This window comes from Romboutsia sp. (genome assembly GCF_056995035.1).
This window is the reverse complement of sequence record NZ_JBXKIW010000091.1, coordinates 1-14,707: the sequence shown is the minus strand read 5'-3', so window position 1 is coordinate 14,707 and position 14,707 is coordinate 1. Positions and strand designations below refer to the sequence as shown.

The 14,707-nt window shown below is 28.9% G+C and carries 16 protein-coding genes; 1 reads left to right on the top strand and 15 read right to left on the bottom strand.

Annotation, left to right across the window (positions count from 1 at the left end):
• Positions 1-134 precede the first annotated feature (134 nt).
• The 4 genes from AC11VW_RS14570 to AC11VW_RS14555 form a co-directional block, all read right to left on the bottom strand.
• Positions 135-767 carry a DUF3786 domain-containing protein gene (locus tag AC11VW_RS14570; protein ID WP_484302159.1) on the bottom strand — a complete coding sequence of 211 codons (633 nt, stop codon included), beginning with the start codon at positions 765-767 and terminating at the stop codon, positions 135-137.
• 90 nt (positions 768-857) lie between these two features.
• Positions 858-1,376 carry a deoxycytidylate deaminase gene (locus tag AC11VW_RS14565; RefSeq protein ID WP_484302158.1) on the bottom strand — a complete coding sequence of 173 codons (519 nt, stop codon included), beginning with the start codon at positions 1,374-1,376 and terminating at the stop codon, positions 858-860.
• Positions 1,377-1,512: 136 nt separating this feature from the next.
• The gene (locus tag AC11VW_RS14560; protein ID WP_484302157.1) at positions 1,513-1,833 is read right to left on the bottom strand and encodes a DUF2325 domain-containing protein; all 321 of its coding nucleotides are present in this window, start codon (positions 1,831-1,833) and stop codon (positions 1,513-1,515) included.
• A 289-nt stretch (positions 1,834-2,122) separates the two neighbouring features.
• Positions 2,123-3,580: an amino acid permease gene (locus tag AC11VW_RS14555; RefSeq protein WP_484302156.1), complete on the bottom strand. Its 1,458-nt coding sequence runs from the start codon at positions 3,578-3,580 to the stop codon at positions 2,123-2,125.
• Positions 3,581-3,972: 392 nt separating this feature from the next.
• On the opposite strand from AC11VW_RS14555, the gene AC11VW_RS14550 reads away from it, so the two are divergent.
• Positions 3,973-4,398: a GtrA family protein gene (locus AC11VW_RS14550; RefSeq protein ID WP_484302155.1), complete on the top strand. Its 426-nt coding sequence runs from the start codon at positions 3,973-3,975 to the stop codon at positions 4,396-4,398.
• A gap of 23 nt (positions 4,399-4,421) precedes the next feature.
• Here AC11VW_RS14550 and megL read toward each other — a convergent pair whose 3' ends face one another.
• The 11 genes from megL to AC11VW_RS14495 form a co-directional block, all read right to left on the bottom strand.
• A complete protein-coding gene (gene megL / locus AC11VW_RS14545) occupies positions 4,422-5,615 on the bottom strand; it encodes a methionine gamma-lyase (RefSeq protein ID WP_484302154.1) in 1,194 nt (397 codons plus the stop codon).
• A gap of 293 nt (positions 5,616-5,908) precedes the next feature.
• Positions 5,909-7,027 carry a hypothetical protein gene (locus tag AC11VW_RS14540; RefSeq protein WP_484302153.1) on the bottom strand — a complete coding sequence of 373 codons (1,119 nt, stop codon included), beginning with the start codon at positions 7,025-7,027 and terminating at the stop codon, positions 5,909-5,911.
• Positions 7,028-7,064: 37 nt separating this feature from the next.
• The gene (locus tag AC11VW_RS14535) at positions 7,065-7,328 is read right to left on the bottom strand and encodes a FliM/FliN family flagellar motor switch protein (RefSeq protein ID WP_484302152.1); all 264 of its coding nucleotides are present in this window, start codon (positions 7,326-7,328) and stop codon (positions 7,065-7,067) included.
• 21 nt (positions 7,329-7,349) lie between these two features.
• Positions 7,350-8,111, bottom strand: coding sequence for a flagellar hook-basal body complex protein (locus tag AC11VW_RS14530; protein ID WP_484302151.1), 762 nt, complete (start codon positions 8,109-8,111; stop codon positions 7,350-7,352).
• A 13-nt stretch (positions 8,112-8,124) separates the two neighbouring features.
• Positions 8,125-8,898 carry a flagellar hook-basal body complex protein gene (locus tag AC11VW_RS14525; RefSeq protein WP_484302150.1) on the bottom strand — a complete coding sequence of 258 codons (774 nt, stop codon included), beginning with the start codon at positions 8,896-8,898 and terminating at the stop codon, positions 8,125-8,127.
• Between the two features lie 13 nt (positions 8,899-8,911).
• A complete protein-coding gene (locus tag AC11VW_RS14520; RefSeq protein WP_484302149.1) occupies positions 8,912-9,634 on the bottom strand; it encodes a sigma-70 family RNA polymerase sigma factor in 723 nt (240 codons plus the stop codon).
• Between the two features lie 10 nt (positions 9,635-9,644).
• Positions 9,645-11,636, bottom strand: a complete 1,992-nt coding sequence (gene flhA / locus AC11VW_RS14515; RefSeq protein WP_484302176.1) for a flagellar biosynthesis protein FlhA — start codon at positions 11,634-11,636, stop codon at positions 9,645-9,647.
• A gap of 83 nt (positions 11,637-11,719) precedes the next feature.
• Entirely contained in the window at positions 11,720-13,549 is a 1,830-nt protein-coding gene (locus tag AC11VW_RS14510; protein ID WP_484302148.1) for a fused FliR family export protein/FlhB family type III secretion system protein, read from the bottom strand.
• A gap of 8 nt (positions 13,550-13,557) precedes the next feature.
• On the bottom strand, positions 13,558-13,827 hold the full coding sequence (fliQ, locus tag AC11VW_RS14505) for a flagellar biosynthesis protein FliQ (RefSeq protein WP_484302147.1): 270 nt from the start codon (positions 13,825-13,827) through the stop codon (positions 13,558-13,560).
• Positions 13,828-13,842: 15 nt separating this feature from the next.
• Positions 13,843-14,511 (bottom strand): flagellar type III secretion system pore protein FliP, encoded by a 669-nt coding sequence (gene fliP, locus AC11VW_RS14500; RefSeq protein ID WP_484302146.1) that lies wholly within the window; start codon positions 14,509-14,511, stop codon positions 13,843-13,845.
• The coding region (locus AC11VW_RS14495; RefSeq protein WP_484302145.1) for a hypothetical protein at positions 14,495-14,707 on the bottom strand (213 nt) is incomplete at its 5' end. The genes AC11VW_RS14495 and fliP, both read right to left, overlap by 17 nt.

The window sequence follows — 14,707 nt, the reverse complement described above, 5'->3', positions numbered from 1 at the left end:
GTCAATTTAAAGTAATATTTTTCTAATTTATTTAATTTATTATATTTTAAATAAAGATATCGAATATCTGTAATATTTTTCTATATACAGTTAGAAATTAAAATAAGCCTATTGCTAGACTTATTTCAATTTAACTATTTTATTTTATCAAGTTCTTCAAATATTCTTATAAATGGCATATCCCCAATTACCGCTATATCTTCTGCATTGAAATAATACTTTATATTAGAATCAAACAAAATATTTCCACTAGGCTCCATTTCATCATCCCCTTGCCATACTACATAAACCACATAAGTATCATTTATAAATCTAATTTTATAGCTACAATCCCCCATATTTAACTTAGTTGAACCTATTTTTTCCATAACATTTTCAAAGGTTTTTATATCATTGCCAAAGTTACTTATCAAACGATTTATACTAGTCTTTAAAAATGCAGGATAGTAAACATGTCCTCCCTCAATTTCTTTAAAAGTTATGTATTTATTACTTTCAGGTACTGGATTTGCATTAGCTAAAAATCTTATTATAAGTATTTCTAATGATATTTGGTTTAACCTAGTACTGTCTTCATAGAAGATTTCCCCACTTGGATACTTTGCATACAAATCCATATCCATACATTTAATCTTAAAAGTCTTGCTATCCTCATCATAATGTGAATTTGAAAACAAAGCCATCTTTTTAGGATCACTATTTGCAAAAGCTACCTTAGCATAATCTAGCGGTACATTGTAATTTCCCCCATGTTTAAACTCTTCCATTATCATTTCCCCCTTAATTTTAATTTTTCTTGTATTCAAATGACCTAGGCATCCATCTACCTATGTCATTAGTATTTAAGGTCAATAATATTATATATCTTTTACATCCAAAGATAATTCAATCTTTTTAATGCTAGGCCTTAACTGATTTAACTTAATTCCTGATGCACTAAACATTCTCTTCGATGCCTTAACAGCATCTGTCTCAGCATATTTATCAGATAAAAAAATAACTTCCCTTATACCAGATTGGATAATAGCCTTGCAACACTCATTACATGGGAATAATGCAACATACAATTTTGATCCTTGTAATGATTTACCTCTAGCATTTAAAATTGCATTTAACTCTGCATGAACCACAAATGGATATTTGGTTTCTAATAATTCCCCTTTATTGTCCCAAGGAAATTCATTATCAGAACAACCAATAGGAAGTCCATTATATCCAACACTTAAAATAGTATTACTATTTAGTCCATCACTGCACTCACCACTTACTATACACGCTCCAACCTGAGTATTGGGATCCTTACTTCTTTTTGCTGCTAACATAGCAATCCCCATAAAATAATCATCCCAACTTATATAGTCTTCTCTTTTGCCCATTAAACTACCCTCCGTAATATGTCTATTATATAATCACTCTCTTACTTAATTTGTTTTTCAACTTCCATTATATCATTATTTATACTTATCAATTATCACTACTTAGTTATTTTTATGTTATAATGCTAATAAATTATCATATCTTTTTATATATACATCGATTACAGTTTTTAGTACATATCTCTATATCTTCTAGGCAATTAATAAATGCTACTTTACTACTATTTTGCACTTTTATAACAGGTACATTCTTTTTTTTAGCATCCTTTAAAGCCATCTCTGCCATACTATGAGAAATTGTAGACATGAAAAGTATTATTGCGTCTGGGTTTCCTATCCGTTTTTTTAGTCCCGAAGGCATAGTTGTGTATATCTTTGTTTTATATCCTTTTTTCTTAATCATTGATTTATATTCGTTCTCCATACATTCATGACCACCTAAAATTAATATACTCATACTAACTACTCCTTTTATTTCTTATTTTTATTTAAAATCAATTTAACTTGATATACTAGATTATCATAGCGTAATTTTGATATTGATTATCATTGTATTTATATGATAGCACTGTCGATATTGATTATCAATATCTTTTTTATTTTTATTATTTTTTATAAATTATTTTTTAATACAACAAAAACGAGACTTCTACATGCTCGTAAAAGCATGCATAAGTCTCGTTTTTTTAAAGTAAACCAGGCTTTAAAAGCCATTATATTAATCTAGTCGTAAAATATTATATATTTTATTGTGCTGTTTTAGATGTATTTTCTGTTTTATTAGTTTTCTTAGCTATCATAGGTAATATTAAACCTAATCCCATTAACACTATAGGAGTCATAACGTTTAATGTAACTCTGAATATCCAGTCTTTACTAAATGCAGGAACATCTGTTGGGAACATACCCATTATACATGCAAATGCAGTAAATCCGAAACACCATAATCCAACTAAGAATCCTATCTTAGGGTTCTTTATAAACTTATATTCAGTATTGAACTTACCTACTGCTTTCTTAAGACCCATATAAGCTAAGAATACCCATAAGTATCTCATTGGCATTACAACTGCGTTTAACTTTAATAACCAGTTAAATAATTCAGTAGTGTTACCTATTCCTAAAGCAGGAATTATTATTAATGTTGAAACTAGTACCGCTGTCATTATATATCCATTAACTAAAACACCATTTTTATTAGTCTTAGATAAAGTCTTTGGTACAAATCTTTCATCTGCTTCACCTAATAAAACTTTAAGTGGTGCATCTATTGAGAATACTAATGCAGATATTTGAGCAGCAGTATTTGCTAAAGCATAAATTACAACAAATACTTTACCTAATCCATAATGTTCTCCAAGTAATTGGAATGCGTAGTATTGACCATTCATCATTAAATCTTCTGGTATAGCATTAGCATTGAACATCATACCCATAGCTATAGAACCTAAAAGAGCACAAACTGCAACCATTCCAGCTAATATTAGCATACCCTTAGGGAAGTTCTTAGATGGATCTTTAGTATCATTTACATAAGGCGCTATCTTTTCACATCCGCCAACTGCAAATACTAACATTGATAAAGTTGTCAAATATGCAAAATCAAACTTAGGTACAAATGAACTTGCAGTTATATTAGGTGTTGCTACTTTACCTGTTATAGCAGGTGCAGCTAGTCCTAAAACAATATATAATAGCGACATAACAAACATTGATGTACCAGCTACACTACCTACAACTTTTAATATTTTTACTCCCTTTGTTGATACATATAAAAATACTAAGAATACTACTAATACCGCTGATTGTAATATTATTGGATTTAATTCTTTTAATACTGTTGCATACTCTCCTGATGGATTTATTGCCCAAGAAAGTGCTATTAATAAAGATTGTGGCTTTTGTGCTAAATATGGAACATGTACAACCCAATATGTCCATCCTGCCATAAATGCAAGCATTGGTGTAGTCGTTTCTTTTATCCAAGTAGACACTCCACCTTGTGAATCTTTAAATGCTGAACCTAACTCCCCTACCATTAAGGCATACGGTACAAAATATAAAGCTATCATGAATATCCATGAAAATACTACTGTTAATCCTTGATTTGCGAAGTTATTAACTACATTCCCAAATCCCCAAACCATGACAAATCCCATTAAAGCTATATTTTGCCATGTTAAATTTCTATTTTGGTTAGACATTAAATTTCTCCTCCAATATTTTAAATAATTGCTACCTTTTAGTTATAATTATATGTTTTTTGAAATCGTTGTCAATAGGTATTATTTCATGAAAATATATCAAAATATGACTTCATAATTTTTAATTCTTAGTTAATTGAATGAAAAAAAATCAATATATTCAACTTATATATATTTTTTTTTAATAACTTTTGTAATTCATTTGTTTATTTATGATTAAAGTTATATTGTGAATTTTATATTACGTTAACTTTCAATTTATTATATTTATCTAGTCATAAACAGTACAAATTATGGCCTAAATAAATATAATAAATTTATTAATAAATATTATTTTTGATTTATTGAAATAATAAATTAAGTATTTATTTCATCATAAGGAGACTAAATCTATGTTCTCAAAATTCAAAAAACATAAGAGCAAGATTATTGAGTATATAAAATTTAATGTAATAGGTTTAAGTAATTTTTTAATATCTCAAATTATTTATATTTCTTTATTTCTTGGCTTAAAGCTTAATTACTTAATAGCTTATACTATTACTAGTGTAATTAGTATTTCTGCTTCTTATTTTTTAAATTCAAAGTTCACATTTAAAGAAAATAATTACTCTACTAAAAAATTTTCATTGTCAATTTTGATTTATATTTTTGAGTACATCCTTAATATGGGAGTTATAATATTATTTGTTCAAGTATTTAATATAGGTAAGATACTAGCTCCAATAATTGCTCCACTATTTTCAACTCCTCCAGTATTTTTTATGATGAGGGCAGTTATTAAGAAAAAATCACAAAAAAAAGAGATTGAATCTTAGATTCAACCTCTTTTTTGTATTTATTATAATTTATCTAATCCTTCTTTTAAATCATTTATTATATCTTGAGCAGCTTCTAAACCAACAGATATTCTTATTAATCCTTCACTTATTCCAGCTTCAGCTCTTTCTTCTGGAGTATATGGTGAATGAGTCATTGATGCAGGATGTTGTATTAATGTTTCACAATCTCCTAAACTAACTGCAAGAGTACATAAATTTAATGAGTTTAATAACTTCTTACCAGCTTCAAGGCCACCCTTAACTTCAAATGCTATCATACCACCTGGCATATCCATTTGTCTTTGAGCTAACTCATATTGTGGGAAACTTTTAAGACCTGGATAGCTAACCATTGTAACATTTTCATGACTTTCTAAGAATTCAGCCACTTCCATAGCATTTTTTGTATGTTTTTCCATTCTTATTTCTAAAGTTTTCATTCCTCTTAATGTTAAATATGAATCAAATGGACTTAATACAGCCCCAGTCATATCTTTAACTCCAAATAATCTTACTTGATTTATAAAATCTAATTTACCAACAACAAATCCTGCTATAACATCCCCATGACCATTTAAGTACTTAGTAGCAGAATGAACTACAACATCAGCACCAAGCTCTATTGGTCTTTGTATATATGGAGTACAGAAAGTATTATCAACAAATACTAAACAATCTTCTTTTTTATGAGCTATATCACATAAAGCTTTTATATCTACTAATCTTAAGTCTGGATTTGCAGGAGTTTCTAAATAAACAACCTTAGTATTTTCTTTCATTGCATTTTTAACTTCCTCTAAGTTTGATGCATCAACGAAACTTACTTCTATTCCAAATCTTGTTAATCCATGATTTAATAATGCAAAAGTACATCCATATAAAGTTTTACTAGCAACTATATGATCCCCTGCTTTTAATGCAGTCCATAATGCTGAACTAATTGCTCCCATTCCTGAAGCTGTAGACATACAAGCTTCAGCACCTTCTAGTAAAGCTACTTTTTCCTCTAATTGAGTGTTAGTAGGATTTCCTAATCTTGAATATATATATCCACTTTCTTCTAAAGCAAATCTTCTACCACCTTGTTCTGCACTATCAAACACAAATGTTGATGTTTGGAATATAGGTGTTGTTAATGCCCCAGATACTGGATCCTTATGATGTCCCCCATGTATTGCCTTAGTTGCAAAGCTCATTGTTTCTAAATTTTTCATTATTAGTTCCCCCTTAGATGTTGTATATTAGTAAATAAAAACGTTTTCGGAAAACGTTTTTCTTTCTTTATCAAAATAATAACATGTATGGTTTTTTTTGTAAATACGTTTTCCTGAAATTTAAATTTTCTAAATTTTCTATAACTAAATAACTTCATTTTTTTCAATATATCTGCCTATTAGTTTTTTTATTTTCATCAAAAAAAAGAGAAACTTTACAGTTTCCCTTCTAATTTAATTAATCTTTCTTTTATACTTATTTTATTATTATAATTTCTATTTATCATATATTTTTATATATTACTAACATTATACTCAGTAGATAGTTTATCCTGATGTTTACCTACAAGTTTAGCCAATCCTTCTTTTATTTCATATTCACTTGGTAGTATAATATTTCTCCTTGCATCTAATATAAATTTACTTTCTTTTGTTACAATGGTATTACTAGATAGCTTTTTATTTACACTGCCTTTCATGTCAAGAAGCAACTTTGAAATTTCACCCTTCGTTATGTTTTTTACTATTATATAACCTTCTTTTTCTGTCAACAAATTATCATAACTAGATTTTTCTAATTCTTCATCAAACATTTCCATAATTACATGATTATTATTTTTCACATATTTGTCTGCTATAAATTTACTACTTTTCGTAAATATTAATCCAAACAATATCATCGTTATTATATTTAAAACAATAAATATTGTCCTATCAGATATAATTTCCCCATAATTGGTTAAAATTTGTACTAATATAATACCTAATAATGCTCCTATCAGAGCTAAAGGTAAATCCATATTATTTGTAATTTTTTGTTTTCCATCTAAACTATCAATCTGTATATTATTATCTATACTATAGTTTTTTACTCTATATAACTTTATATCTGTCATATAATCTATACTTTGTGAATTTTTAGCAAATCTAATATATGAAGTTGCATCTACTGAATTATCTAAACTCAATGCTCTTATAAACGCTTCTCCATGCACTTTGATAGCCCTTAATATCGATTTTAATAGAGCTTCTTCCCTTGATTCGCCATTCCATAATGATAGGGCATACTCCACACTGCCTGAAATACCTAATACATGTTCACACTCTATGCTCCCATCAATTTCAAAGAAATCTAATCCTTTCACTCTGCCCTCATTAGCTATATTTTTTGCTTGTGCATAAGTTAGGTTTCCCCTTTTTAATATTTCCTTTGGTTCCATTGACTTTTGAGTCATACCTTCTCTTAACCTATCTTCAAAATCACTTATCGCTTCTTCATACTTATCACAAGATATTTCTATACTAATAGGAGATCCATCTTCATTTACATACCTTAATTCTCCATAATTTAGACAAGCATCCACGCATCTTTCACCTGTACTATTATACTTACTTTTTAATAATTTTGCCATACATCATCGTCCATCCTTTGCTATATCGGCTTTACTTTTAAGCAAGTGTTTTAACTAGCTCTTCTTCACCTAATATGCTTGTTATTCTTACTCCAAAGCTTTGGCCCACTATTACAACTTGACCATATGCTATTTTTTGTCCATTTACAAATATCTCTACCTCTTGGTCTTCAAATGTATCTAACTCTATTAAAGCTCCCTTTGTTAGCTCAAATATATCCTTTAAACTCATCTTTGTTCTTCCTAATATTGCAGTAACCTTTAATGGTATGTCTAATACTCTTTCAAAATTTTCAGACATATATTATCTCCTTTCTAAATTTTATCTTCCTTGAAGATTATTTATCATTCCCCACATTTCATCTACAGCTTGAATCCCCCTACTATTAAACTGAAATGCTCTTTGCCCCATTATTAAATCTGTCATTTCATTTTGCATATTTATATTAGACATCTCTATATACCCTTGCATTATATTTGGGTTATCTATAACTTGAACTTTAGTACCTTCCATTGGAACAAATAAGCTATCTCCTGTTGATATAAAATCATTGTCTCCTGTCGGCATATATAAGTCTATTTTACCAATTTTTTTATTATTTTGGAATACCTCTCCTAATTTATTTATATTTAATTCTCCATCTGTTAAATCTGTATCATTGTAGCCAATTCCATTATTAAATTTTATATCTAATATATTTCCATTATCATCTACTAGCTTACCATCAGAATCCAGGTTCATTTCTCCATTTCTTGTATAAGCATAAGTCCCATCTGGTCTTATTACTCTAAAGAACCCATCTCCGTCTATTGCTAAATTTGTTTTTATACTAGTATTTTTTAATGAACCTTGTTCTAAATTTCTAGTTGCTTGTGATACCTTCACGCCTGTACCAGTTATAGCATCATGTGAATTATTAGGATATGGTGATCTATTTAAGGTTTCTGTATATAAATCTAAAAATCCCATTTCTAATTTTTTATATCCTGTTGTCTGAGCATTTGTTATATTATTAGATATTACGTCTATTTTACCTTGATTTGCCAACATTCCACTTTTACTATTATGCATTATATTATACATTTTATATTCTCCCTTATCTTACTGTTCCGATTTCATTAGCAATTTTACTAAGAGTTGAGTCAATAGTTTGTATAACCTTTTGATTCGCTTCAAATTCTTTAACAGTCTCCATTAGTGAAGCTGTCATATTTATATCGTCTACATTAGACCCTTCTACATAGCCTTGTCTCACATAAAAATTATTAGCTTGAACCGGATTTTCTCCATAATATAGATTATCTCCTACTTTTTTTAAAGTATCATAATCATTAAAATCCACTATATTAAAACTATATTTATCTACACCATTCACATTTATATTGTTATTTGGAGTAACAGAAGTCTTATCATTCCCTACATTTATTGGTTCTATATTTCCATTAATTTTATTCATTCCCATAACATTGTACCCTGCATTTGTCACAAGATATCCTTGACTATTAACTTTAAAAGAACCATCTCTTGTAAATAACTTCTTTCCATTAGCATCTTGAACTTGGAAAAATCCCTTCCCATCTAATGCAAAATCCGAATTATTATTAGTTGAAATATGAACACCTTGTTTGTGATTTGTAACAGTATCATCAATACTTACTCCAAAACTCAAACTCCCTGTAATCTGTTTATTAGCTACACCATTTTTATAATTATCATTGTTAGATAAAATTACTTCATCAAAACTTTTAGACAGTAGTGTTTCTTCTTTATATCCAGATGTATTTATATTAGCTAAATTATTAGTTATAACACTTTGTTTTTCTTGCAAAGTTATCATTGCTGATACCGATGAATACATACCTCTTAACATGTTTTTTCCTCCATTAATCTATATACTTTAATTTTTTCATAGCATTTCTAAGATTAACTATTGCTCTACTATTAAGCTGTGAACTTCTGGATTCTGATACCCCAAGTATTGCTCCAATTTCCTTTAGTGTAAGCTCTTCATAGTAATATAGCGATAATACTAATCGATCTTTTTCCTTTAACATATCAAGTGCTTTTGCCATTACCTCTACCATTTCTTCTTTCTCTACTATATCACTTGGAGATAGCACGTCTTTATCCTTTATGGTATCTTTAAGTGTAGTATCACTTTCTTCTTCAAACATTACCTTATCAAGCGATGTGGTACTTAAATTTAATAATTTCATTCTTATATCACTTACTTCTCCTCTTGAAATATCCATATAATTTGATATTTCTTCTACACTTGGTTCTCTAAAAAACTTATTTTGTAGAATTTCAACACACTGGTTATATTCTTTTATTTTACTTACAGATAACCTTGAAATAGGTGATTGCTTTCTTATTTCATCAATTATGAAAGATGATATTCTAATAGAAGCATACGTTGAAAACTTAACACCCCTATCAACATCAAATTTATTACTTGCATCTATTAAACCCATAAATCCTAAACTTACTAAATCATCATATTCCATACCTATCTTGCTCGTATAGTATTTAGATGCAATATGCTTAACAAGAGGCATGTTATTCATTATAAGTTCTTCTTGTTCGTATACATTCAATACCCTCATCTCCCTCTTGTTATATATTGACTACACCCTGCGCCTTTATCTGAATATCACTTGGTATTTCATTAAGTGATAATATACTTACATTTGGAAATACCATTTCGACTAATTTTCTAAACGGAGCTCTTACTTTTGGAGATACTAATAATATTGGTCTATTGTTATAGAAATTAATATCTTCTATTATTTTCTGTATACTTGTAAATATTTTACTAGTGCTTTCTGGATCTACTGCTGGATAAGTTCCATTTATAGACCTTTGTAAGTTATTACCTATTAGATTTTCTACATCTATAGATAAAGTTGCTACTGTTATTGCATTATTTTCATCTACTAAATCAGAGCATATACCTCTGCTCATAGCCATTCTTACATACTCTGTAAGTAATTCTATATCTTTAGTATTTCTTGAATGATCTGCTAAAGTCTCAAGAATTGTAACTCTGTCTTTTATGGCAATTTTCTCTTTAAGTAGATTTTGGAATATTTTTTGAACTTCTCCTAACGTCATTAAATCAGGTATTAGCTCATCTACAACGGCACTATATCTTTCTTTAGTTGCATCTATTATGGCCTTTACTTCTTGTCTTCCTATAAGTTCATGAGACTTTGATTTAATTATTTCAAGTAAATGAGTTATTAGTATAGTAGTAGGGTCTACTACTGTAAATCCATATAACTCAGCTTCTTCTACTTTATCTTTATTTATCCATAAAGCATCAAGACCAAAGGTTGGTTCTTTAGTTTGTATTCCTTCTATATCTACTCCCATTCCCATAGGATTCATACATAAAAGCATAGTTGGCATAAGGTCATACGTTACTACTGTATTTCCTTTGATTTTTATACTATATTGATTTGGATTTAATTGTAAATTATCTCTTATTCTTATTGGCTGAACAATAATTCCCATATCTATAGCACATTGTCTTCTAACGGAAACTATCCTCTGTAATAGGTCCCCTCCACTACTTTCATCAGCTAAAGGTATTAATCCATATCCTATTTCAACTTCTATTGGCTCTACATTTATAAGAGTGGAAACATCTTCAGCAGTATCTATACTCGCTTGTTCCGCTACCGGCTCCCCTTGCTGCATGTGTTCTAACTCTTTCGCAGTGGTTTTTTCATCTTTATTTAGCATGTAAGCTACTAATATAGCTCCTAACCCTAGTGTGAAAAATGATAGTTTAGGAAGACCTGGTATAAATCCTAATATAATTAAAACCACACCAGTCATAGCTATTGCCTTTGGAATAGATACTAACTGCTTTCCTAACAAGTCACCAAAACTTTCATCACTATCTGCTCTTGTTACTAATATACCTGCTGAAGTAGATATTAATAAGGCTGGTATCTGACTTACTAAACCATCCCCTATTGTAAGACTTATATAAGTTTGTACTGACTCTGAAAAACTCATATTAAGCATTACTACACCTATTATGATTCCACCAAATACGTTTATAGTTGTTACTATTATACCTGCTATAGCATCCCCTTTAACGAATTTAGATGCCCCATCCATTGCTCCATAGAAATCTGTTTCTTGTTGAAGTTCTCTTCTTCTTTTTCTAGCTGTTTTTTCATCTATTACACCTGCATTTAAATCTGCATCTATACTCATCTGCTTACCTGGCATTGCATCTAATGTAAATCTTGCTGATACTTCAGATACTCTACCTGAACCATTTGTTATAACAACAAACTGGACTATCATTATAATTAAAAATATAATTACACCTACTACATAATTTCCACCAACAACAAAGTTACCAAAGGACTGTATTATATCTCCTGCATACCCTTGTCCTAATATAAGTCTTGTTGACGATATATTTAAACCCAATCTAAATAATGTGGTCACAAGTAATATGGTTGGAAATATTGTTAATTCTAATATGTTGGTAGATAAAAGAGTTAGTAGTAATATTAAGACTGAAAATGCTATATTAATGGCTAACATTATATCTAGTAAAAATGGCGGTAATGGAATTATTATCATCAAAATGATTCCAATAATTGCAAATCCAACAAATACGTCAACTCTCTTTTTCAATTCAAACTTCTCCTTCTAATACATCTTTTTTATAACTTCTTATAACTATTTTTTATCTTATACACAGCAACCAATACTTCAGCTACTGCTTGATACATATCTTCTGGAATTTCTTGATTAATTTCTACTTCTTTATATATAAACCTTGCTAATGGCTTGTTTTCTATAATTGGTATATCATGTTCTTTTGCTATTTCTCTTATTTTAAAAGCTACTATATCTGCCCCTTTTGCAACCACTATAGGAGTACTATCCTTACCTTTTTCATATCTTATAGCAATAGATATGTGGGTTGGGTTAGTTATAATAACTGTAGATGAAGGGACTTCCTGCATCATTCTTTGAGATGCCATTTCCCTTTGCTTTTGCTTTCTCTTACCTTTTATATGAGGATCACCCTCCATTTGTTTATACTCTTCTTTAACTTCTTGTTTGGTCATTTTCAAATCTTTATTGTGAGTATATTTTTGATAAGCAAAATCTATTACAGAAATAACTACCACTGCTAAACATATACTTCCTAGCAAACTTTTTACAAGATCTACTACTGTATATATAAGATATGGGAAATATATATCTCCTATCTTTATAATTCCTTCGAAATTTTTTTCCATAAAGGAATATCCTATATAAAAAAGTACTACTATAATTGCCATACTTTTTATTAGATTTCCTAAAGCTTTTAAAGAAAACATATTCTTAAAGCCACTTATAGGGTTCATTTTTGATAACTGTGGTTTTAATCCATCTCCTGTAAGTAGCAAACCTGATTGCATAACATTTCCTACAACAGCAAATAATATTATTACTCCTCCTATAGGCAAGAATATCTTCATAAGTGATATAATTAGCTTCATAACTAATACTTGTAACGTATTATAGTCAATACTTGTAGTAAAGTCACTGCTCAAACATGATACTATAAAGTTTTTAAGTTCTAAAATTATAAAATCAGACATTGTGTAAACTATTAATAATATACCTAGTAACGTTAATGCATTCACTATCTCTTTACTTTTTACTACATTACCTTTTTTTCTAGCATCTTTCTTTTTCTTAGCCGTTGGCTCTTCTGTTTTATCCCCCATAGATAGCATCATACCTAAAGGACCGAGCGGACCTAACATGTTATTATCCATACTCAGAGTTCCATCTAGTATATCGGGGATTTTATTCAATAAATTGTGTACTTCATTTAATATAAAAGGAAGTGCTATTATAAAAAACATAACTCCTACTAATACTTTTAGTGGCATTCCAATAACCATTACATTTAATTGAGGAACACTTCTTGATATAAGTCCCATTATTAAGTCTGTTATAATAAGCGCTAATATTACTGGTACTGCTATCTTAAAACCTATTATAAAACACTGTACAAAAACATTTATTATATAGTTAAAATTATTGCTAAGAATTGATTCTCCTATTGGAATCAATTTAAAACTTTGCTGTATTCCTTCAATTAATCTATGATGACCATTCATGCTAAAAAATATCATTATACCCATCCAGTACATAATATTTTCTATAATAGTTGATTGTTCTTTACTATTTGGATCGTATATATTTGCCATAGATATACCTATTTGTAGGTCAATCAAACTTCCTGCTATCTTCAAACTATTAAAACATATACTAGTTATATAACCTAAAACTAAACCTGTCGTGACTTCCATCACAGTGTAATTAATTAAATCTAGAGTAGTAGCTATATTTACATCTACGTTTATAGTAAAAGATACTATTACTGACATAAATATAGAAAAGGCAACTTTAAACATATTAGGTGTCCCTGATGGGAATATAATATTTATAGAAGCAAAAAATGATGTTAGTCTAATAAATACAAGTATCATATCAACCATTATCCTTTTATTACAGCTATCATATTTATCATTTTACTTGTAAACTTCACAATTTCATTTAACATCCAATTTCCGCCTATTGCCAAAGTTAATGCTATAACTATTAATTTAGGCACAAAGGTTAATGTCTGTTCTTGTATTTGTGTTGTTGCTTGGAATATACTTACTAATAATCCCACTACTAAAGATAAAATAAGTATTGGTCCTCCTACTAACATGCTTGTAAATAATGCTTCTTTTACTACACTCATTACCATATTCTCAGTCATAGTCATGTCTCCTCGTTATGTGAAGCTCAAAAGTAAAGATTTAATTAATAAATTCCATCCGTCTACCATTATGAATAATAATAGCTTAAATGGTAAAGAAATCATAACCGGAGAAAGCATAAACATCCCCATAGACATAAGTGTACTTGCCACTACTAAGTCGATTAATAAAAATGGAAGATATATTAAAAACCCTATTTGGAAAGCTGTCTTCAATTCACTAATTGCAAAAGCTGGAGCTAAAATATATAAAGGTATATTTTCCTTTGTTAATTCTTTTTTATCTATATCTGAATTTTCTACAAATAGCTTTATATCTTCTTCTCTAGTTTGATTTAATAAAAACTTTTTTACTGGTTTTTCTGCTTCTTTTAAAGCTTCTTCAAATTTAATTTCTTCATTTATATATGGTTGTATTGCATTGTCATTTATTTCATTTATAGTTGGTGCCATTATAAATATAGTCAGTACCATTGCAAGTCCAACTAATACTTGATTTGGTATGGATTGCTGTACTCCTAATGCTGACTTTATAAATGAAAATGTAATAATTATTCTTACAAAACTTGTCATCATAAAAACAACTGTTGGTAAAAACATTAAAAATGTCATCATTATAAAGAGCTTTATTAAAGGAGTAAGGTCTTGTGGATTGTTTGATGCAAGCTTAGCTAATATCTCCATCTTTTTTCTCCTTTAAGTTAAATTTTTTCAGCTTTAATTTACTAAAACTTAATCTATTAAAATCTAATTTTTTCAGACTATTTTCTTCTTTATTTAAATTAATTAAATTTATTTTTTTTATCTCTTTCTTTTTTTGTTCAATTGATGTAATTTCTTCTTGGCTCAATTCTTTTATTTTTTCTGGCTTAGTAGGTGA